This window comes from Brucella gallinifaecis (genome assembly GCF_006476605.1).
Classification (GTDB): Bacteria; Pseudomonadota; Alphaproteobacteria; order Rhizobiales; family Rhizobiaceae; genus Brucella; species Brucella gallinifaecis.
Window position 1 is genome coordinate 19,227 of record NZ_ML636803.1, and the last position, 21,566, is coordinate 40,792.

Sequence of the window (21,566 nt, forward strand, 5' to 3'; positions counted from 1 at the left end):
CGTAGGTGGATACAGGTAAGCGGAGGTCTGTCTGCGCAAGCCTTGACAAGTCAATACGGATGCCTGGCTACGTGCAAATGCAAAAAAATACCACCCTCAATGCAGTTTCTGTCGAGTCAAAGACTTATCGCGATGCGATGAGCCATTATGCTGGTGCGGTTCAGCTGGTTACAACTGCTGGTTTGGCCGGTCGTCGTGGTCTTACACTGACCGCTTCCTGTTCGGTTTCTGATAATCCTCCGACTGTGCTGATCTGTTTGCAGAAGTCGCATGCAGAAAACCAGCTTTTCATTGAGAATGGTGTTTTTGCAGTCAATACGCTTGCCGGAGTGCATGAACAATTAGCCGATGCATTTTCCGGTCGGTTGGGCATGACACAGGATGAGCGTTTTGAGCTTGCAGAATGGGATGTGATTGCAACGGGTGCGCCGGTGCTTAAAAATGCATTGGCAATTTTTGATTGCCGCGTAATCAGTGTGCAGGATCACTCCACGCATTATGTGCTGTTTGGAGAAGTCGTTGGATTGCGGTTCAATGCCGATGAAGACGCGCTGATTTATCTCAATCGCCGTTATCACAAACTGGAACTCTGAATTTATTTGCGGGAGGGAGAATGATCAGGCGCGGTGTTATCGTTTCAACTCTGTTATTGCTGACAGTGTTATCCGCCTTTGCCCAAGGATCACTTCCTCCATTCAAAGATGATTATTTTGCTTATCCATCTGTATTGAGCAGCGCTGACAAGGGTGATTACAAAGTCATTGATTACAATGAAATGCGTGATATCAATGGCCGGGATGCCGTGCCGGAAAAGCGTGTTAAAGACGCCTATGTCTCGCTAAAAGCACGTGCTTACCAGAAGGATGTCGTGTTTCAGACATCCACAGGTCCGGTAAGGACCATGGCAGTCGGCAAACAGAAGGATGCTTCATTTATTGTCATTTACCTGCATGGGCGCGGTGGCAATCGCTTGCAAGGTGTGAATGATTTTACCTTTGGCGGTAATTTCAATCGGGTAAAAAATCTGGCGGCACGCAATGGCGGGCTTTATCTGACGCCGGACTTCAAGGATTTTGCGGCAAAAGGTGAAGCGCAGATTGCCGGGCTTATTGAGGCTGCGAAGGCAATGTCACCATCTGCACCGCTTGTTCTGGCATGTGGATCGCAGGGTGGGGCACTTTGCTGGCGTATTGCTTCCAATGAAAAGGCAGGCAACCAGCTTGCCGGTATGATTTTGCTGGGTTCTTTATGGGATGAGGGGTTTTTCAATTCACCGGCATTCAAAAAGCGTGTGCCTGTCTTCTTCAGTCACGGTAGTCGCGATCCGGTTTTTGCAATCGATAAGCAGGAAGGTTTTTATCGCGAAATCCGCAAACGTTCACCCGGCTACCCGGTTCAGTTTCGTCGTTTTGAAAGCGGTAATCATGGAACGCCGATCAGAATGAGTGATTGGCGCGAGATGTTGAACTGGATATTCACGAAACAATGATGACGACGTTGGGGATGCTTAACGAAAAACCGGCAATGTGTCCTTCCTGCCACTCGACAATTTTTCAAAAGCGAATAGTTATCTCGGTTAAAGTTTTACCCAATCAGTAGATCATAAGAGGTTGATCATGTACGGATGCACTCGCAACGGAGCCCGTTTGTTTGTTATTGCCATGCTGGCTCCATTGGCTGCGGCTTGTACAACAACGACACAGAATGCGACAGTTCCGGGCAAGTCTGAAGCGCCTGTTGCTGCTTCCAGCATATCTTTTCCACGCTTTATTCCAACATCGACCGTGGATTCATCTTTAGCTCAACCTTGTATTACTGCTGCTGCCAACAAATATTTCCTGCCTGAACGGGTTATTAGTGCTGTTAATTCGCGCCCGGGCGCCGGCGGCTCCACCAATGTTGATCTGAAGGTTGATTTGCGCACTGCAGTCTGTCAGGTTTCTGCAAATGGTTCGGTGCGCTCGGTTGTCGATACTTCACCAAAAAGTGCTGACCAGGCTGCTGCGGAAGCTGCGGCTGCCAAGGCTGCATCAGCACCTAAGAAATCAGCAAAAAAGTAATTGAATAAATCATCATAACATATGAAAAAGGCAGGAAACTTCCTGCCTTTTTGCTTTTTATTTATCGGGCTTTTTATCATACCAGCGAGGTGTATAAACCCACTCGTTGCCTGATGCCCGTGGAAAGCGAACAGTGTGCGATGAACCGATGATCACAACAGTACGCATGTCGACATCATCAGGCGTCAGTTGTCCGAGCGAAACAACCCTTGTAGTTTCAGCAGGCCTGCCAATATCTCGGCCAAGCACGACCGGCGTTTTCGCATCACGATATTTCCGGAGAATTTCGAGCGCACGACCAAGCTGATGGGGCCGGGCCTTGGATATCGGGTTATAGAGTGCCATCGCAAGATCAGCCTGTGCTGCCAGCGCCAGACGTTTTTCGATCATATCCCATGGCTTGAGATTGTCTGAAAGCGAGATGATGCAGAAATCGTGCCCAAGTGGTGCGCCGATGCGTGAAGCCGCTGCCATTGCCGCTGAAATTCCCGGCTGGATGATGAGCTCAACTCCATGCCATGAAGTGTCAGATGATTCATGCAGTGCTTCGACAATGGCTGCAGCCATGGCAAAGACACCCGGATCACCGGACGATACCATCACCACATTGCGGCCGGAGGCTGCAAGTTCAAATGCATGACGCGCACGCTGCATCTCTTCGCGGTTGTCGGTCATATGGATGATCTGGTCGTCGCGGAATGGGCCTGCCATACGCACATAGGTTTCATAGCCGAGCACGTCTTCAGCCTGTTCCAGATCACGCTGAACGGCTGGCGTCATGAGATCACGTGAGCCGGGACCAAGGCCAACAACGCTTAGCCTGCCGCGCTTGTGGCCAATAAAAAGAACATCGGCTGGTGTTGGGGCAACTGCCAGTATCAGGTTTTCAGTCACTATGTGCTGGACAGGGACTTCGATGGATGCCGCAGCCAAATCGTCAATGCCTGCAACAAAGCGCAAGGGTACATTGAGTGACTGTGCAGCCTTTTGGATATGTGGTGATGCGCAATCACTCTCATGAGCAAGAAGCAATGCAAGCGCGTCTTTCGAGAGGTTCGCATCATCAAGAGCCTGTTCGATCAGGCTTGTCAGATTCTCTCTTGGCCGTGTGATGGCAATGGCAATTGTTCGTGGGTGATAGATCAGCTCATTGGCTTGCGGCATACGGTTTTCAGCTGTGATGCTGATTGTCAGTTGTCCATCATCGGCAAATGGGAGTTTTGATGCTGAGAGCCAGCGAGAACTGCCATTGATGCGCAGCTTTTGTCCTGCAAGCAGGTCGGACATGAAAGTCTTCGCGGCTGCGGGATTGGCGAGTGTCAGTTCTTTAGGCGGATGCAGCAGGTTGATACCAAAGCGCAACTCACCAGTTGTGGTGATGGCAGGTGCGACTTCCAGTGCATGAGCAATTATCCGCGCCAGATCATTGACGCCCGATAGTCCGCCAAGCAATGGTACGATGGCACTGCCATCTTCTGCGACTGCGAGAACTGGCGGTTCTATGCGTTTGTTTTGAAGAAGGGGGGCAAGGGCGCGAATGATGATGCCGGATGCGCACAAAGCGATGATAGGTCGGCCTTCTTCATAAACCGCGCGGATCGTGTCGCCAAAATTTGCATAGCTTTTGTCTGCATTTTGAACACGGTTTTCCAGTCCCAGTATTTCTGCATTACCGAGTGCTGATTGCACCTTGCGTGCTGTTGAGATTGCAGCTTCGCTTAAAATCAGAATCGCAGGCTTCATGCACCATTCCACTTGCTGCCCGGTACCAGAATGATCGAGAAATAAGGGCAATCGCTACCGCTGACCTCACTTAAGGGCGCGATACGCTGGTTTTGCATGGTTGCGCGTTCGATATAAAGTGCACGATCCATCAGCCCAAGCTCGTTTAGCACATCACGCACCTTGTCGAGATTTTTGCCCAGTTTCATAATGGCTGCGGCTTCGGTGACTGCAAGGCGGGTTTTCAGTTCTTTTGTACTCATGACGCCAGAAAGGATCGACAGGGTTTGGTTGCGATAGACCAAGGGCGCACCAAGCACTGCCGCAGCGCCCAGAACAGAGCAAACCCCCGGCACGACTTCCGTTTCATATTTATCGGCCAGCCGGTCATGGATATACATGAATGAGCCATAGAAGAATGGATCACCTTCCGCGATCACGGCCACATCGTGACCTGCATCGAGATGGCTTGCAATCGTCGTGGTAATCTCGACATAGAAATCGCTGACAATTTGCTCATAATCCATATGTTCTGGCAGTTTTTCTGTCGTTACCGGATAGATGAGCGGGACCAATGTCTGTTCTGAGGACAGATAGGTCTCAACAATTGTCAGTGCATTGCCTTTTTTGCCCTTGGCTGCATGATAGGCCACAACCGGCGCAGATTTGAGTAAACGAAGCGCTTTGAGTGTGATGAGTTCAGGGTCGCCGGGACCAACGCCCAGACCATAGAGCTTGCCTTTCGGGGCCATTATTCGCGCTCCGAAGCAAGTGCATTAACGGCTGCGGCAGTCATGGCGCTGCCGCCGCGGCGTCCGCGTATGATGACAAAAGGCACATCCCGGCTGTTTTCTGCCAGTTCGTCCTTGGATTCGGCTGCACCCACAAAACCAACCGGCATACCGATGATAAGAGCCGGTTTCGGAGCACCATTGTCCAGCATTTCGAGCAAGCGAAACAGAGCCGTTGGTGCGTTGCCGATGGCAATGATGCTGCCTTCAAGATAGGGGAGCCAGAGATCAAGAGCAGCAGCGGAGCGTGTGTTGCCGATTTTCTTTGCCAGTTCCGGCACTGATGGATCATTTAACGTGCAGATAACTTCATTATTGGCTGGCAGACGTGAACGGGTGATGCCTTCTGCAACCATCCGTGCATCGCAGAGGATCGGTGCGCCATTGAGCAATGCATTGCGTCCAGCCTGTCCGGCACCTTTTGAGAAAGCAAGATCTTTAACAATATCGACCATGCCGGATGCATGAGCCACGCGCACAGCGAGCTTTTCAATATCCGCCGGAATGTGGCTGAGATCGGCCTCAGCACGGATAATGGCGAAAGAACGGTCATAAATGGCCTGCCCATCGCGGATGTAATCTGTCATGATGTCCGTTCTTATTGATTGGGTTTGTTCAAAAGCATGGCTGCTTGATCACAGGTGATATTTGAGGCCAATAGCCGCCCAAAGCGTGATGGTCCAGCCTTGTCTTGCGAAAACAGGTCGTATTTATTGGGAGAGTGGGCAAGAAGAGTATAGGGCAAAGGAGAAAGTGCGGCACAGGATTTGTCGCATCCGGTGATATGAATTTGCGTGGTGTCAGCTTGTAAGTGCCGGGCAAGTTTTTCACCATCTGCCTGAGTGTCTGCGAGGGCAGAGGCACAGCCTTGGGAACCCGAACAGGCTCGAAGCCGGGCGTGAGGTGTGTCTGGCTGGGTGGCGAACCCAAGATCATGCAGCTGGCTTATAACGTCATGGCATTCGGTTTCCTTAATATGCGGTATCAGAATGCCTTGCCATGGTGTGAGGTGTAATGCGTGTTTTGCCTGTCTCGCCAGTCCTGCCAGTTCATGTAATTGTTGCGGTGTCAGGCGTCCCAGCAGCGGCATGGCCCCGACATAAAAATGACCATCGATCTGTTTATGCAAGCCAAGATGCGCATGAGCAATGGGTGGTCTGCGCTGCCAGTTTGAAGGCGCATCAAATGCAAAAGGAAGTGTTTGCAGGAATTCTTCAACCGGCATTATCTCAAAGAGGTGCTTCATACGGCTAACGCCAGCCGGGGCAACAGAAAGGAAATGTTGCAGCAATGCTTCGATAAAGGGCAGCGCATGCTGGTCAGAAATTACGCCAAGCGCCTGTTTGTCTGGCGAAGAAGCCAGCCCAAAAGCATAGGCATTACCTCCTTTAATTGCCGAGAGCCATATGTCACCGGGATGGGAAATCATTGCGCAATCTTCACCCCCGTCAATTTGAAACGAGAATTTGGGTGACAGTGCATGATAGGTTTCGGTTTTTTGTAAAATGGAAAGCAAGCTGGTTGCCAGATCAGTTATATCGCTGATCTGGCCATGATCGATACCAACCGTCGGACTGACCATGACATTACGAACATCGTCGGCGGCTGCATTTTCTGCACCCAAGCCTGCTTTATGAAGGGCGTTAATGACGTTGCCCCAGACATCGGGATGAATGCCGCGAAGTTGAATATTGGACCGAATCGATAATTCAATAGCGCCGGTCTCAAACTGTTCTGCAATATCTGCAATGGCTTGAGCCTGCGTAATGCTAAGGCGGCCCAGCTTTAATTTGATGCGGGCAATTGCACCATCTTTGCTCATCACCATGCGTGACAGACCCGGACAGGCATTGCGCCGGTCTGCTCTGATTGCTTTTGTATGGCTGATTTGCTGGCTTAACATGGCTTTCTTATACGCCTTCATGCTTGCACTTGCTACTGTGTCAACATAGGAACGAAGAAAAGGAGCAATGCCATGAGCTGCTGGCTGACAATTATTGGTATTGGTGAGGATGGACTGGCGGGACTTGGCAAAAATGCCCGCGACGCTCTCTTCAATGCAGATGTAATTTTCGGCGGCAAGCGGCATTTGAAGTTTCTCAATACAGACTTCAAGGCCGAGCAGATTTCGTGGCCGACACCTTTTGATAATGCATTTCCAAGGATCGAGGCACAACGCGGCAGGCAGGTTGTGGTGCTGGCAAGTGGTGATCCGATGTTCTTTGGTGTGGGAGCGTCGCTGAGCCGTCATTTCTCATCAAAGGATATGCATATTATTCCGTCTCCATCATCTTTGTCGCTCGCTGCAAGCCGGATGGCGTGGCCGTTGCAAGAGGTGCGTATGGTCAGCCTGCATGGGCGCCCGTTTGAATTGCTTGCACCACATATTTTGCCGGGTGAGAAAATTCTTGTGCTTAGCAATGATGGAACGACACCTGCCAAGGTTGCAGCATTTCTGAAAGCCATGAACTTTGGCCAAAGCCGGCTGACGGTGCTTGAGCATCTTGGTGGGCCGCAAGAAAAATCTATCAGCGGTAGTGCGGAGGGGTGGGCGCATGAAAAATGTGCCGATCTCAATGTGCTTGCGGTTGAATCTATTGCTGCATCAGATGCTGTTGTTTTTTCACCCGTTAGCGGCTTGCCGGATCAGGCTTTTGAAAATGACGGCCAATTGACCAAGCGCGACATACGCGCGGTAACAATGTCACGATTACAGCCTTTGCCGCATGAGCTTTTATGGGATGTGGGGGCAGGCTGCGGTTCGATCGGCATTGAATGGATGCGCATACATCCTTCTTGTCGGACGATTGCTATCGAGGCTCATCAAACACGGCAGGATATTATCGAACGCAATGCGCATGCGCTGGGTGTGCCGGGTTTGCAGCTTGTGAAAGGCTATGCCCCGGAAGCGATAAAGGGGCTTGAAGCACCTGATGCAATTTTTATCGGTGGCGGCGTGAGCGATGAAGGGGTGATTGAAGCTTGCTGGGCGGCGTTGAAACCGGGTGGTCGTCTGGTTGCCAATGCTGTGACACTGCAAAGCGAAATGCAACTTTTTAACTGGCGACAGAATAATGGCGGTGATCTGACAAGATTACAGGTAGCACAGGCCGGGGCGCTTGGTTCGTTCGATGCATGGCGTCAGGCACTGCCTGTCACGATATATTGCGGCATCAAAGAAAAATGATGACTTGAATTATCATGTTATGTTCGGCTAAGGCTTGACCGCTATTCTTATGAGGAGACAGGCATGTCCGAACTGAGCCTGAACGCCAACGCCCGTATTGAAGTCGACAGCCCTGATCGCATAGCTAATCAGTTGCTGGATCATTTTGATGAACATTGCGATGTCGAACGGGAGGAAAACAGGGCAAAGCTGGTTCTGAGTTTCGGTCAGGCAGATGTGCGCTGGGATGGCGAGGCTATTAATGTCGATGTGCGCAGCGATGACGATACCGGACTGGCCTATATGAAGCTGTCAATTGCTTCACATCTTCTGGAGTTTTTTGATAAGAATAAAACCCCGCCAAAAATAAGCTGGGTGGGTGATGGTGCAGCCGGTGAGTTGCTGCCGTATTTCCGTGAAATGAAAGTTGTATCGGTTTCCAACGTAACGCCCCATATGCGCCGGGTGCGTTTGCAGGGCGAAAATTTACAGCGTTTTTCGCAACATGGTCTGCATATCAGGCTTCTTTTTGCGCCGCCAACACTTGCGAAACCTCAATGGCCGATCATGGGGGAAGATGGTCGCCCGATATGGCCGGAAGGTGAGGCGCAAATTGTGGCGCGTGTTTACACAATCCGCCGGATAGATGTGGATGCCGGCTGGGTTGATATCGATATGGTTGTCCATGGCGACGATTGTGATGCGCCGGGTTCTGGCTGGGCAATGAGCGTGAAGGCGGGTGATATTGTCGGTATGACTGGGCCGGGTGGCGGCGATGCAGCTCATGATGCAAATTGGTATTTGCTGGCTGGTGATGAAACAGCATTGCCAGCCATAGGGCGCATTCTGGAGCGTCTTCCGCAAGGCGCGAAAGCCGTTGTCCGGGTGGAGATCGACAGTGCGGCTGAAGAACAGCTTATTCAATCTAAAGCAGATGTCGATCTGCAATGGTTGCATCGTAATGGTGAAGAAGCTGGGACGACGACGCTTTTGCAGGATGCTGTTCGTGCCGTGGATTTACCGGATAGTGAAGAAAAAATCTTTGTTTGGGCAGGTTGCGAATTCAATGCATTTCGTACGATCCGCACCTATATGCGCAAGGAACGTAACGTGCCCAAGGACAAACAGCTTATCGTTGCCTATTGGCGGCGCGGCAAGGACGGGGATAATGCCCGTCGCGGGTCGGATGATTGAAAAAGGGGACCTTTTGAGGTCCCCTTTTATTTGGTTATCTGCGGAAGCCTTCGCTGGCAGCCATCAGGTTTTTCGTGTAGTCGGCTGATATTTGACCGCTGACAAGATCACCGGCTTCAAGCTGTTCAACCACTTCACCATTTCGCATCACGGCCAGACGTTCACACATATGGGTGACAACGCCAAGATCATGACTGACCATGACAAAGGTCAATTGGCGATCCCGACGTACCTGTTCCAGCAGGTTGAGCACTTCGGCCTGTACGGAGGCATCGAGTGCTGAGGTTGGTTCATCTAGAAGCAGAATGCTTGGCTCAATGATGAGAGCGCGCGCAATCGCGATACGCTGACGCTGACCACCAGAAAGCTGGTGCGGATAGCGGAAGCGAAACCCTGAACCCAGCCCCACTTCATCAAGAGCACGGACAATGCGCTGTTCTGTATCACCGATGCCATGAACGGCAAGTGGTTCAAGCAACAGCCGATCGACTGTCTGGCGCGGATGCAGCGAGCCATAAGGATCCTGAAACACCATCTGAACATTGCGATAGAATGCTTTGTCACGCGGTGTTCTGAGTATTTTTCCGTCGATCCTGATTTCGCCGTCCTCAACGGGGGCGAGGCCCGCTACTGCCCGCAAAAGGGTAGATTTGCCGGAGCCGGATTCACCGACCAGACCATAGGATTCTCCACGCGCCACTTTAATGCTCACTGATTTGAGCGCGTGGAATTCATTAAAATATACGTCGATCTTATCGACGCTGAGAGCTGGTACAGTGCTCATAGACGCCATGCCTCCTCACGCTGCAAGGTCGGAAGCGGGTGACGTTCGCTTCCCAGTTTCGGCATGCAGTTCAGCAGTCCCTGCGTATAAGGGTGTTTTGCATTTGCAAGATCATTTGCGGCAATTTCTTCAACGATTTTGCCTGCATACATGACAATCACGCGGTCACAGAAAGAGGAGACGAGACGCAGATCGTGGCTGACGAAGATCAGCCCCATGCCGCGTTCTGCAACCAGCTTATCGAGAATGCCAAGCACTTCGAGCTGCACTGTCACGTCAAGTGCCGAAGTTGGTTCGTCGGCAATAAGCATTTCTGGTTCTGCGACAAGCATCATCGCGATCATGACACGCTGTCCCATACCGCCAGAAACTTCATGCGGATAGAGTTTCATCACACGTTCAGGATCACGGATTTGCACGGCCTGCAGCATGGCAATTGAACGGGCGCGTATTTCTGCTCTCGAAAATTTGCCGTGGGCTTTCAGCGTTTCTGCGATCTGCTTGCCGATGGTCATGACAGGATTGAGCGAATATTTCGGGTCCTGCAACACCATTGCAATGCGCCCGCCACGTAAGGCGCGACGTTCGCGAGCTGAAGTTTTGAGAAGGTCGATACCGTCAAATTCCAGTTTCTTGGCGGTGATCTTTGCGTGTGGTGGGGTAAGCCCCATGATGGCGCGTCCGGTCTGCGACTTGCCGGAGCCGGATTCACCCACAATACCAAGTCGTTCACGGCCAAGCGTAAAGCTTACGCCCCGAACGGCTTCAATGGCACCTGTGCGCGTTGGAAAGGTGACACGCAGGTCTTCAACTGTCAGAAGTGGCTTCATTGGTTGCTTCCCCGCGGATCAAGTGCATCACGCAAACCATCGCCCAGGAAGTTGAAGCCAAGGCTGACAATCAGAATTGCGATACCCGGCATTGCCGCAACCCACCATTGGTCCAGAATGAAACGGCGGCCTGATGCGATCATTGCTCCCCATTCCGGTAATGGTGGCTGTGCGCCAAGACCAAGAAAGCCAAGACCTGCTGCCGTTAAAATAATACCGGCCATATCGAGCGTTACACGCACGATCAGCGACGATGTGCAAAGCGGCATGACATGACGCAGGACAATGCGGAACGGCGAAGCGCCCATCAGTCGTACAGCAGAAATATAATCCGAATTGCGGATGGTCAGGGTTTCAGCGCGTGCAATACGTGCATAAGGCGGCCACGATGTGATCGCGATGGCGATGATGGCGTTTTCGATGCCCGGTCCCAGGGCGGCGACAAAGGCAAGTGCCAGAATGAGTTTCGGGAAAGCAAGGAAGATATCGGTGATACGCATCAGAACCGCATCGACCCAGCCACCCGCATAACCCGCAACCGTTCCGACCAGAAGGCCAATCGGTGCTGCGATAATGGCAACCAGCAAAACGACATAGAGTGTCAGTCGCGAACCATAGATCAGACGCGAAAGAATATCGCGGCCCTGATCATCGGTGCCAAGCCAGTGACCGGGTGTGCCCGGAGGCAACAGGCGGGCATTGGCGAGATCACCTGTATAAGGCGAATGCGGTGCCAGCAAAGGCGCAAAAGCTGCAACAAGCAGCAGTGCAATGATGATAAGCAGGCCAAATACAGCGAGCTTATTGGCGGTGAAGCGGCGCCAGATCATATAAGAACGACCCAGACGTGCCTGCATGCGTGATTGAGGGCGCTCGGTGAGCAGCCATTCGCGCCATGAAAGATTGGATGTTTCTGTTATTTGGCTCATCGTGTGCGCGTCCTTGGGTCGAGAAGCCGATAGAGAAGATCGGATACGAGGTTGAGCGCAATAAAGACCGAGCCGATGATAATTGTACCACCAAGAACGGCATTCATGTCAGCATTTTGCAGCGAGTTGGTAATGTAAAGGCCAAGACCCGGCCATGAGAAGATCGTTTCTGTCAGAACCGAGCCTTCTAGCAAGCCTGCATAAGAAAGCGCAATCACAGTTACCAGTGGTACGGCGGCATTGCGAAGCGCATGCCCCCAGATGATGCGGGTTTCTGAAATGCCTTTTGCACGCGCTGCCACGATATATTCCTGCTCAAGCTCATTGAGCATGAAAGAACGGGTCATGCGGCTGATATAGGCGAGACTGAAGTAACCAAGCAGTGCAGACGGCAAAACTAGATGCGAGACGATGTTGTGTAGCGCTTCCCAGTCGCGCTGGATAATCGCATCAATCAGGTAAAAGCCGGTGATTGGTGTGAAGGTATATTCAAACATAATGTCGATCCGCCCCGGGCCGGCAGTCCAGCCAAGACGCGCATAAAACACCAGAAGCGCCAGCATACCGAGCCAGAAAATTGGAACGGAATAGCCAACAAGCCCAATCACACGAACAATCTGGTCGATGATGCTGCCGCGTTTGACTGCGGCAAGAACACCAAGCGGGATGCCGAATAATGCACCAATGATTGTGCCAATGGTTGCAAGTTCCATCGTTGCAGGGAATACGCGGCGAATATCGGTCATGACAGGATTTGTTGTGAGGACCGATGTGCCGAAATCGCCTTGCAGAACACCTTTCACATAAAGGAAGAACTGCTGGTAATAAGGCAGATTAAATCCCATTTCCTGACGTACACGTTCAACCACATGCGCGGGGGCGCGGTCGCCGACAATGGCCAGAACTGGATCAATCGGCACAACGCGGCCAATGAAGAAGGTGACGGCCAGAAGGCCAAGATAGGTGGTGATGACGATCGCCAGAAAACTGGCAATGGCCAATGCGATGGAAGAGGAGCGTCGCCGGACGCTCCTCTTTTTCTTAACAGTTGTTATTGTATTCAATTGTCTGGCCGTTCTTCAGGTCAGTCTTTGCTGACTGGTGTGAGGAAGTTCGAATCGAAAGTCGGCCCGAGCTTGTAACCTTTTACGTCGCCGTTAAGGCCTGCCACTTCGATCTGCTGGAACAGCATGACAAATGGGCTGGTATCAAGGGCTTCCTGCTGAAGCTTCCTGTATTCTTCTGCACGCTTGTCATTGTCACGTTCAAGCAATGCTGCCTGTGTCTGCTTTGTCAGCTCAGGAATATCCCATGCATTACGCCATGCGAGTGTCTTGACGGATGCATCATCACCATTGTCCGGGTTTGATGTGAAGGCTTCGGCATTGGAGTTTGGATCCCAGTAATCCATGCCCCATTGACCGATATAGAGATCATGGTTACGGGCACGATATTTGGTGAGCGTTTGCTTGCCATCACCCGGAATGATGTCGATTTTAATACCAGCCTTGGCCGCAGACTGCTGGAAGGATTCAGCAATACCTGTGACTGGTTGTGTGTTTCGTACGTCAAAAGTAACTGACAGGCCGTCTTTCAGGTCAGCTTTTTCCAGCAGTTCCTTGGCTTTTTCGACATCAAGCTTATAAGGAGCTGCATCGAGAGCGCCGAGAACACCCTTTGCCTGATAGGTCTGGCGGATATCGCCGATGCCCTTGATCAGGGTTGAACCGATTGCATCATAATCAACGAGATATTTGAAAGCTTCACGCACTTCAGGCTTAGCAAGATTCGGGTTTTTCTGGTTGAGGCTTATATAATAAACCGTGCCTTTAGGAGCGCTGGCAACTGCCAGATCCTTGTTTTTCTGTATGGCTTCCAGATCACCGGGTTCCAGATTGCGTGCAACATCGACGTCACCCGATTCGAGCATCAGGCGCTGGGTGGCGCTTTCCTTGACGTGGCGGTAGAAAACGCGAGCGAGTTTGGCTTTTTCGCCGTAATAATTATCGTTGCGTTCGAGAACGACAACTTCATTGGCTCGCCAGTCGCGAATTTTGAACGGGCCGGAACCGGCATAGCCGGTCTTCAGCCATGCTGCACCGTAATCTGTGTCGTATTTATATTCATCAGTCGGCGTTACCTTGACTGAATGTTCTTCAAGCAGCTTCTGGTCCACAATTGCGCCAATGGTGGCCGTCAGGCAGTTGAGCACGAAGCTTGGTGCATAAGGCTTGTCCACTTTCAGAACGAAAGTCGTGTCATCCACAGCCTTGGCATTTTCAATCACGTTATCGCCATTAAGGCCAAACTGGGTCAGAATGAAAGCCGGGCTTTTATCGAGACGGACCGCACGTTCGAAGGTGTAGGCCACGTCTTTTGCAGTCAGTGGATTGTCTGAAGCAAATTTTATGCCCGGCTTCATCTTGAATGTATAGGTGAGGCCGTCATCCGAAATGGTCCAGCTTTCAGCAGCACCCGGCACCACTTTCGAGGTGTCATTAATGTCAAGGCGAACAAGCATGTCATAGGTGTTGCCGATGAATTCTGCTGGCGTAAGTTCAAAGGATTCCGCCGGATCAAGCGTGATCGTGTCATCAATTGCCCAGGCTTGCACCAGCGTGTCGGCGGGTGTTGCTGAAAATGCCGGGTTCGCGGCTATAATGACGGCCAAGGCGGCACCAGCCGTAAGAAGGCGAAAACGTCCGAAATGTTTCATTTTAGTTCCCTTTCTATAATTATATCTGTCTGTTTTTTTTAGTGTGTTTGTTCAAGCTGCTTCGTGCCATGCCTGTTTTAAAACGCGTATCCAGTTGCCGCGACAAAGCTTGGCAAGTTCACCATCATCATAGCCTGCCTTGCGCAGGACTGCGACGAGATTTTGTGTGCCTGCGGCGTCACCAATTTCGGATGGAATGGTCGCTCCATCATAATCGGAGCCAAGAGCGACGCAATCAATGCCCATGCGTTCGACCATATAGTCGATATGGCGGACCATGTCGGACAATGGCGTCTGGGCATTCTCCATGCCATCAAAACGTAGCATTGTGGTTGCATAATTGAGGCCGGCAAGACCTTTGCTTTCGCGGATCGCATCCATCTGACGATCTGTCAGGTTGCGGGCAACGGGCGTCAGGGCATGAGCGTTTGAATGGCTGGCAATCAATGGCTGATCACTGAGTTTTGCCACATCCCAGAAACCTTTTTCGTTGATGTGAGCGAGGTCGATCAGGATGCCTTTGCGGTTGCATTCCTTTACCAGACGTTGCCCGGCTTCGGTCAGACCCGGACCTGTATCAGGGCTCATCGGATAGGCAAATGGAACACCATGCGCAAAAATATTGTTGCGGCTCCAGACCGGGCCGAGCGAGCGCAGCCCTGCGGCATAAAATACGTCCAGCGCAGCAAGGTCAGTATCAATGGCCTCGCAACCTTCCATATGCAGAACAGCAGCGAATGTGTCGCTTTCGATGGTTGCATCAAGTTCTTTACCATTGCGGCAAAGCTTCCAGCCGCCAGCTTCTTCAAGCCGCAAGGCGAGAGATGCAAATTCAAGAGCAATATCAAGGGAAGGGCTACGTTCCAGTGGCGGAGAAAGCGGTGTTTTATAATGGCCGTTTTCGTCAGGTTTACCCAATTCGATATGTTCGCCCGATGGAACATAGATAGCGCAAATACCGCCAGCAAGCCCCCCTTTAAGCGAACGCGGCAGGTCTATATGACCGTTGTTCGTTCCGTCTATGAATTCTTTGATGGGATCGCCGCCTTTACGCTGGGTTTCCCAAAGACGCAAAAGGACATCATTATGTCCGTCGAAAACGCGCTGCATATTTCATTCCTAGCCGAACGACGGAGTTAAGCTTGCCGTTCAATTGAAACTGGTTCCGGGCAGGCGAAGGAGGCAACGCAACACAACATTATTCACTCGTTGCAGATTTCGAACGCCCCACCCGAACCCTTGATATATAAGAAGTCGCAGGCATGTGGAGTCAAGCTCTCTGCTGCGTTACTTCTCATTTAGCACGCATAAAATAGTGTAAAAACAAAGGGCTACACCGTGAGTGCAGCCCTTCATGCAAAAGTTGCATGTCTTGATGCGCAGTCGGAATAACCCGGCCCGAAAAATGATCAGAAACGGTAGTTCACACCTGCTTTAATTGAATGATTCTTAAGGTTATTGGACTGTCTAACACCATTCACGTCTGACTTGACGTTATTGAAGCGCTGGAAGTCATATTCAGCCTTTACGGACAGCGGGCCGGTAAGGGCTTGCTCAACGCCGGCACCGATCAGTGCGCCACCTTCCCAGCCAGGAGCTGATGTCGTTGCGCCTTTTGATTTGAACTTTGCTATACCATATCCCGCAGTGCCATAAATAAGGGTTTTATCAAGCGCATAGCCTACTTTGCCCTTGGCATTGGCATTCCATGATTGCTGCAATCTGCCGCCATTACCTATGCGGTGTTCAGCTTCAGCAAAGTTTCCTTCCAGTTCTCCCCCGAAAACAATATTGCCGCTTTGCATGTTTTTGCCAATGACTGCTCCACCGAGAAAACCGGTGCGGCTGGTGAACGGGCTTGGAAACTTTGATGAGGAAGCGCCGATCTGACCACCAATATAATTGCCGGACCAGTCATGTGGGCCAGAGGCAACAGGTTCATTGTAGGTATAGTCATTATTGTCCATCATATCAGCGGCATATGAATGGCCAGCAAATGCAATGAGCGTGGCACCAAGTGCTATGGCGATGTAGGAAGGCTTCAACATTTTTACTCCAGTATTCCTGTCAAATACGCGACAGGAATCATGCTGATTTCTTTTGAAGAACCAATTTTGATTGTCTTCATTCTGCACGTGTTATCGCCAGTGATTCTGTCCAAATTTAAGAAAATTAGAGTTTCCCTCCATGAGGAGGGTGTTTTTTGTTTATATATTTAATGAAGGATGAATCCGTGTTTCAGATCAATCTTGAGCCGCGCATACTGACATGGCCGTGTTTGCCGATGATGATGTGATCATGGATTGAGATATTCAATGCTTTGGCGGCATCAATCAAAAGCTTGGTCATGTCGATGTCGGCGCGGGAAGGGGTAGGGTCGCCCGATGGGTGGTTGTGCACGAGAATGATGGCGGTTGCTGAAAGTTCCAGTGCGCGACGCACAACTTCACGAGGATAGACCGGAGTGTGGTCGACCGTTCCCTGTTGCTGAACTTCATCGGCAATCAGGCGATTTTTCTTATCAAGGAAAAGAACACGGAACTGTTCCCGCGTTTCATAAGCCATTGCTGCTTTGCAGTAAGCAATAACTTTGTTCCAGGATCCCAACAGCTCACGCTCCATCACGGTACTGCGTGCTGCGCGTTGGGAAATGGCTTCAACGATTTTTAGTTCCATCGCAATGGATGGGCCAATGCCGGGTATTTCACCTAAGAGCTGTACGGGTGCCCCCAGCACTTCCGCGATTGTTCCGAAGCGGTTTAATAAGGATTTTGCAAGTGGTTTTGTATCTGCTCGCGGAACGACCCGAAACAACAAAAGTTCAAGCAATTCATAGTCAGCAAGTGAGTCTGGTGCTGTCTTGAAACGCAGGCGCAGCCGATCTCTATGGCCGAGATGATGCGGTTTATCGAGAGATGCCTGAACCCTTATTCCTTCACTGAAACCGGGAAAGCCAAACCCTACCGGTTTTTTATTGTTATGTGTCATTCTGTTTAAACCCCCGCTGAAACAGTCGACAAATTTTATGACAGCTTACCGCATGCTTGGCGGACCAAAAATGTTCTTCGGTGACAGTGTAAAGATTTCGTAGCCATCCTTGGTAACGCCAAGGGTATGCTCATATTGGGCAGTCAGAGAACGGTCGCGTGTAACGGCTGTCCAGCCATCAGAAAGAACCTTGACGCCGGGCTTGCCGAGATTGATCATTGGCTCAATCGTGAAGATCATGCCTTCTTTAATCTCAATACCTTCATTAACGGTACCGTAATGCAGGATATTCGGTGTGTCATGGAAAAGCTGTCCGACGCCATGGCCACAGAAGTCGCGTACTACAGAGCAGCGCTCACCTTCGGCATAGGTTTGAATTGCTGCGCCTATAGCTCCTGTTTTTACACCGGGCTTTACGACTTCAATACCGCGCAGCAGGCTTTCATAAGTGACTTCAAGCAGACGTTCGGCAGCGCGTTTAATAGTGCCAACTGCATACATGCGACTTGAATCACCGTGCCAGCCATCGAGCAGATATGTGACGTCGATATTGACAATATCGCCTTCGCGCAAAGGCTTGTCGTCAGGAATACCATGGCAAACAACATGGTTAATCGAAGTGCATGTGGATTTTGTATAACCGCGGTAATTCAAAGTCGCTGGAAAGGCGCCATTATCCATACCAAATTCAAAAACGAAGCGGTCAATTTCATTGGTTGTAACACCCGGTTTGACAATGTCGTTCAAGGCATCAAGACAACGAGCGGTGAGGTTGCACACTTTGCGCATCGCTTCAAAAGCTTCCGGGCCATAAAGCCTGACTTGCCCCGTATATTTTAACGGTGCACTCGTTGCTTCGATATAAGTAACCATTTTAACTTGTCTTTCTAATATTCTATCGGCACCAGAGTTTCAGCCATGATGCACTTTTCAGTAATTTGGCATCGAATTGCCCAGGCCTCAACCCCTGCGGCTTGTGCGCGGCTAAATGCGCGCGCATAAGCGGGATCAAGATCGCCCGAGATGCTGAATTTGTCACAATCACCGCGCTGAATAATAAACAACATTACACCACGATAGCCAGCAGATACGACATCAGCCAGCTCATCAAGATGTTTCGTGCCTCTTGCAGTCACGGTATCGGGAAATTCTGCAAGCAAAGGGGTATGTATAAAGTGTACATTCTTCACTTCTACATAGGCGCGTGGTCGCTCGCCTTCATCGAGCAATATGTCAACTCGCGAATTCTTACCGTATTTTTGCTCTCGCTTGAGAAGCGCGTAGTTTTTCAAATCTAGAATCATCCCGGAGAGGATAGCTTCTTCCGCAATTTTGTTGGGGAGGGCAGTATTGACGCCAACAAGTGTGTTGTTGGCTTCAACAATCTGCAACGTGTGCCGATATTTTCGGTGGGGTGCATCTGAAACGCTCAACCAGACACGAGAACCCGGAGCGGTGAGACCGAGCATTGATCCCGTATTGGGAACGAAAGCGGTAATAAAATGTCCATCGTCGAGCGTGATGTCGGCGAGAAAACGTTTGTAGCGTCGTTCTAAACGACCGGTCACTAGAGGTGTCTGGAAAAGCATAAGGCGATTTAGGCCTATGCTTTATGTTATGCAAGCATTGCTTACATCATAATATTATTTTGAGAATGGTGGAAACTGCCGACAAAAAAATCTGGCAAATGGTACGCCCAAGGGGAATCGAACCCCTGTCTGCGCCGTGAAAGGGCGCTGTCCTAACCGCTAGACGATGGGCGCCTGTCGCTGGTGTGAGTGGGCTTATATGCAGGAAATTTCCGGTGCGCAAGCTCTTTTTTAGAGAATTTCCAAGAAAATATTATTCTCTAGAGAAAGAGGTGTTGCATATAAAAACAAGGAGATAATGCAGAAAGCTAAAGTGATCTTTGTGTAGAATTACACTTTAACAGAATATTTTCTGCCGATGCTCTTTCAATTTTCATGATGAAGCCAGTGGTACGCCCAAGGGGAATCGAACCCCTGTCTGCGCCGTGAAAGGGCGCTGTCCTAACCGCTAGACGATGGGCGCCTGTCGCTGGTGTGAGTGGGCTTATATGCAGGAAGTATCTGACTCGCAAGCCCTTAATTCGACTTTTTTATAAAAATATCATCCGAGGCTAATTTTAAGAGGACTTACCCTGTGGAGGAATAACTATCTCATTGTAATATATGAATGAGTTAGAAGAACTTCCACCTCTTGCCTGTTGATTATCGTTTGCAGCTCCAGTTCCAGTCGCGTTCTGGCCCTATATCCACATGGACCGAAGTTGTATGGCAATAGGTGCCAACGCCGCCACGATTGGACATTTTACGAGCGTAGCGGGCAATTTCATGCTTTGATACGCCAGCAATTTGAATGTCGGCCGCAGCACAGATCATATGAAGTGATTTGCGTGCACCATTCACTTTGCGGTTATAAGAAGGGCTACGATAGCCGGATGTGACCATAACCGGCTTGCGGAAGTGGCGTTCCATGGTTTTAAGCATCGACACGAGCTGAGGTTTTAGACAAGCAACGTCGACTGTTTCGCGCTGAACTTTCAAGCCATTTGGCGCCAGCCGTGCAAGGCCGGGAGCCGATGCCAATTGCACAGATGCATAATCATCATATTCGTTCGCATCAATGTCGCTGTCGTCGTAGATGCTCTTACGATGTTTGATTTCAAAACCACCATTGGGACGAACGCCGGGCAGGGAATAATTATATTCGTGTTTTGATTTTGCTGCGGGTCTCAGAACGGCAAGTTTCTTGTTTTCAGTTTTGGCTGCACCATCAGCGTTATTTTCATTGAAGAGCCGCGCAATACTACCTTGACCAGCATTTGCAGGACGTTGCGGCGTTGCATAGGCATTTGCATTTTTGGCAGAGCCGAACAAAGAAGTGGCTTGTGGTTCTTTTTCTGGCTCTGAAGGTTTGGCTAATGCGGTTTGTTTTTGCTGTTCTGCGGGTTTTTCAGTTTCAGTTTTCTTCGTAGTTTCGGGTACAGTTTCTGGCGCAGCCTCTGGCGCTGACGTGGTTGGAGAATCGGTTGATTTCTTGCCAAATATGCCAAAAAGCGAAGTAGACTTTGTTTGTGGGGCGAGAGCCGCAACCTGAACTGGCGCTTCTTGTGCAGCAGCTGGTTTTTCTGGTGTGGCTGCTGTGGTCGTCAGTTTATTGTCGGCCTGGCCGGGTTTGGCAGACAGGGCCGCTTTTTCTGTGCCGGCGGACGCTTCTTCTGCGATTGTCTGGTCGGCAGCACTTTGAAGCGTTTCGGCAATTATGGAACCTTCCGCCGTGCTGGTCATTTGTAATGATGCTGTGCCGTTACTGGTTGATGTGCAGGACGACAGAATAAGTGCAAACAGGGCCACGCTGCCTGAAAGCAGTTTTTTTGTTGTCGTTTGCCGTGGTTCTGCGAATTTCAATATCTGCTCCAGCTTGATGTCCCAGGGTCTGGGTTTGACCAATTTGACGAGTCGGAAAGAGCCCTGTTCTCGTCTGGTTGAGGAGATTGATTCTCCGCGTGAGTCGTACGCAAGCCTTTAAAAGCGATGTTACTCACAGAAATCAGTCATGGACACCGATTCAGATTATCCAGAATTTTCAGCGCTTTATTACGAATATATTTTTATATGTCCGTGCCAAAGCATGAAGACGTAAATTACAGACTGATAAGTTGTAACCAATTTTTAGGATTTTTAACTGGCAAGTGCAACTATTGAATATAGTCTTTGTTTTAGAAAACGAAAACAGTGCTCTTACATATTGAGTTATGACGCAATATTACTGTTTGTAATTTTTAGTTATACTGATGCTGATCGATTTGATTGATTGTCCAGTTTCAACTCACATGTTGACATATCATATCGAGTTGATGCTATCCATTTCCTATTATTATAGTATCTGTTATTGGCTCGACATTACGTTTAGGGCAAGATGATCGGAACCGGACATATGACCAAAAGCACACGGATATTTGCCAATCTCATGCTGGCAGTAGCAGCCGTGGCATTTGTTGCGGGCTGTGCCGGTGGACCAGAATTCCAGGGGGCGCCACAGGAGGGTGCCAGACGTACCGACACTTATCCAAGTTTTGGACGTATGCCTAAAGCTGCAACGACACAGATTACGCCGGAAGAAAAGGCACAGATGCTGTCTAATCTTGATGGCGACCGTACACGTCTTGCTGCCACCCGCTCATCTGCCGCCACCTTGAGCGATGCCCAGGCAGCCGCATTGCGCAAGCAGGCGCAGGAAGAAGTAAGCGCCACCCTCAAGCAGATCGAATCCGGCGAATAGAAAGCTATTAAATCATAAAAGCTTTGTCGCAGAACTGTAACAAGTCTCGACCCGATTCGATAACAGGTGTATAGCTCCAAG

The 21,566-nt window shown here is 50.3% G+C and carries 21 protein-coding genes and 2 tRNA genes; 6 read left to right on the top strand and 17 right to left on the bottom strand.

Annotated features, from left to right (window positions below; translation table 11 throughout):
- Nucleotides 1–77 precede the first annotated feature (77 nt).
- The 3 genes from FHY56_RS06635 to FHY56_RS06645 all read left to right on the top strand — a co-directional run bounded on the left by FHY56_RS06635 (nucleotide 78) and on the right by FHY56_RS06645 (nucleotide 2,060).
- On the top strand, nucleotides 78–593 hold the full coding sequence (locus tag FHY56_RS06635; protein ID WP_140904406.1) for a flavin reductase: 516 nt from the start codon (nucleotides 78–80) through the stop codon (nucleotides 591–593).
- A 20-nt stretch (nucleotides 594–613) separates the two neighbouring features.
- The gene (locus FHY56_RS06640; RefSeq protein ID WP_140904407.1) at nucleotides 614–1,489 is read left to right on the top strand and encodes an alpha/beta hydrolase; all 876 of its coding nucleotides are present in this window, start codon (nucleotides 614–616) and stop codon (nucleotides 1,487–1,489) included.
- 127 nt (nucleotides 1,490–1,616) lie between these two features.
- A complete protein-coding gene (locus tag FHY56_RS06645; RefSeq protein ID WP_140904408.1) occupies nucleotides 1,617–2,060 on the top strand; it encodes a hypothetical protein in 444 nt (147 codons plus the stop codon).
- Nucleotides 2,061–2,117: 57 nt separating this feature from the next.
- Here the strand turns inward: FHY56_RS06645 and cobJ are convergent, their stop codons facing one another.
- From cobJ to cobG, 4 genes are read right to left on the bottom strand one after another with little or no spacing between them, the layout of a single operon-like run.
- Entirely contained in the window at nucleotides 2,118–3,803 is a 1,686-nt protein-coding gene (gene cobJ, locus FHY56_RS06650) for a precorrin-3B C(17)-methyltransferase (RefSeq protein WP_140904409.1), read from the bottom strand.
- Nucleotides 3,800–4,534, bottom strand: coding sequence for a precorrin-2 C(20)-methyltransferase (locus FHY56_RS06655; RefSeq protein WP_140904410.1), 735 nt, complete (start codon nucleotides 4,532–4,534; stop codon nucleotides 3,800–3,802). The genes cobJ and FHY56_RS06655 overlap by 4 nt, the downstream gene beginning before the upstream one ends.
- Nucleotides 4,534–5,160 carry a precorrin-8X methylmutase gene (locus FHY56_RS06660; protein ID WP_140904411.1) on the bottom strand — a complete coding sequence of 209 codons (627 nt, stop codon included), beginning with the start codon at nucleotides 5,158–5,160 and terminating at the stop codon, nucleotides 4,534–4,536. Before FHY56_RS06660 ends, FHY56_RS06655 begins: the two co-directional genes overlap by 1 nt.
- A gap of 11 nt (nucleotides 5,161–5,171) precedes the next feature.
- Nucleotides 5,172–6,476, bottom strand: coding sequence for a precorrin-3B synthase (gene cobG, locus FHY56_RS06665; protein ID WP_140904412.1), 1,305 nt, complete (start codon nucleotides 6,474–6,476; stop codon nucleotides 5,172–5,174).
- A gap of 72 nt (nucleotides 6,477–6,548) precedes the next feature.
- Here cobG and cbiE point away from each other — a divergent pair, with 72 nt between their 5' ends.
- Nucleotides 6,549–7,760, top strand: coding sequence for a precorrin-6y C5,15-methyltransferase (decarboxylating) subunit CbiE (gene cbiE, locus FHY56_RS06670; protein WP_140904413.1), 1,212 nt, complete (start codon nucleotides 6,549–6,551; stop codon nucleotides 7,758–7,760).
- Between the two features lie 63 nt (nucleotides 7,761–7,823).
- Entirely contained in the window at nucleotides 7,824–8,933 is a 1,110-nt protein-coding gene (locus tag FHY56_RS06675; protein WP_140904414.1) for a siderophore-interacting protein, read from the top strand.
- Nucleotides 8,934–8,967: 34 nt separating this feature from the next.
- Here FHY56_RS06675 and FHY56_RS06680 read toward each other — a convergent pair whose 3' ends face one another.
- The 13 genes from FHY56_RS06680 to FHY56_RS06740 form a co-directional block, all read right to left on the bottom strand.
- Nucleotides 8,968–9,717, bottom strand: a complete 750-nt coding sequence (locus tag FHY56_RS06680) for an ABC transporter ATP-binding protein (protein ID WP_140904415.1) — start codon at nucleotides 9,715–9,717, stop codon at nucleotides 8,968–8,970.
- Complete coding sequence (locus FHY56_RS06685; protein ID WP_140904416.1) at nucleotides 9,714–10,547, bottom strand: ABC transporter ATP-binding protein; 834 nt, start codon at nucleotides 10,545–10,547, stop codon at nucleotides 9,714–9,716. Before FHY56_RS06685 ends, FHY56_RS06680 begins: the two co-directional genes overlap by 4 nt.
- Nucleotides 10,544–11,476, bottom strand: coding sequence for a nickel transporter permease (gene nikC / locus FHY56_RS06690; RefSeq protein WP_140904417.1), 933 nt, complete (start codon nucleotides 11,474–11,476; stop codon nucleotides 10,544–10,546). The genes FHY56_RS06685 and nikC overlap by 4 nt, the downstream gene beginning before the upstream one ends.
- Nucleotides 11,473–12,540, bottom strand: coding sequence for an ABC transporter permease (locus FHY56_RS06695; protein WP_168927594.1), 1,068 nt, complete (start codon nucleotides 12,538–12,540; stop codon nucleotides 11,473–11,475). Before FHY56_RS06695 ends, nikC begins: the two co-directional genes overlap by 4 nt.
- 20 nt (nucleotides 12,541–12,560) lie before the next feature.
- Nucleotides 12,561–14,192: an ABC transporter substrate-binding protein gene (locus FHY56_RS06700; RefSeq protein ID WP_140904418.1), complete on the bottom strand. Its 1,632-nt coding sequence runs from the start codon at nucleotides 14,190–14,192 to the stop codon at nucleotides 12,561–12,563.
- A 51-nt stretch (nucleotides 14,193–14,243) separates the two neighbouring features.
- On the bottom strand, nucleotides 14,244–15,302 hold the full coding sequence (locus tag FHY56_RS06705; RefSeq protein ID WP_140904419.1) for a dipeptidase: 1,059 nt from the start codon (nucleotides 15,300–15,302) through the stop codon (nucleotides 14,244–14,246).
- 299 nt (nucleotides 15,303–15,601) lie between these two features.
- Entirely contained in the window at nucleotides 15,602–16,240 is a 639-nt protein-coding gene (locus tag FHY56_RS06710; protein WP_140904420.1) for an outer membrane protein, read from the bottom strand.
- A 190-nt stretch (nucleotides 16,241–16,430) separates the two neighbouring features.
- A complete protein-coding gene (gene radC, locus FHY56_RS06715) occupies nucleotides 16,431–17,180 on the bottom strand; it encodes a RadC family protein (RefSeq protein ID WP_140904421.1) in 750 nt (249 codons plus the stop codon).
- A 45-nt stretch (nucleotides 17,181–17,225) separates the two neighbouring features.
- Nucleotides 17,226–18,053: a type I methionyl aminopeptidase gene (gene map / locus FHY56_RS06720; protein WP_140904422.1), complete on the bottom strand. Its 828-nt coding sequence runs from the start codon at nucleotides 18,051–18,053 to the stop codon at nucleotides 17,226–17,228.
- A gap of 14 nt (nucleotides 18,054–18,067) precedes the next feature.
- A complete protein-coding gene (gene sfsA, locus FHY56_RS06725; protein ID WP_140904423.1) occupies nucleotides 18,068–18,769 on the bottom strand; it encodes a DNA/RNA nuclease SfsA in 702 nt (233 codons plus the stop codon).
- A gap of 99 nt (nucleotides 18,770–18,868) precedes the next feature.
- A tRNA-Glu gene (locus FHY56_RS06730) sits at nucleotides 18,869–18,943 on the bottom strand.
- Between the two features lie 214 nt (nucleotides 18,944–19,157).
- Nucleotides 19,158–19,232 (bottom strand) — tRNA-Glu (locus tag FHY56_RS06735).
- 179 nt (nucleotides 19,233–19,411) lie between these two features.
- Nucleotides 19,412–20,611: a D-Ala-D-Ala carboxypeptidase family metallohydrolase gene (locus FHY56_RS06740; RefSeq protein WP_140904424.1), complete on the bottom strand. Its 1,200-nt coding sequence runs from the start codon at nucleotides 20,609–20,611 to the stop codon at nucleotides 19,412–19,414.
- A 529-nt stretch (nucleotides 20,612–21,140) separates the two neighbouring features.
- Here FHY56_RS06740 and FHY56_RS06745 point away from each other — a divergent pair.
- On the top strand, nucleotides 21,141–21,485 hold the full coding sequence (locus FHY56_RS06745; protein ID WP_140904425.1) for a hypothetical protein: 345 nt from the start codon (nucleotides 21,141–21,143) through the stop codon (nucleotides 21,483–21,485).
- The last annotated feature ends 81 nt before the right edge of the window (nucleotides 21,486–21,566 follow it).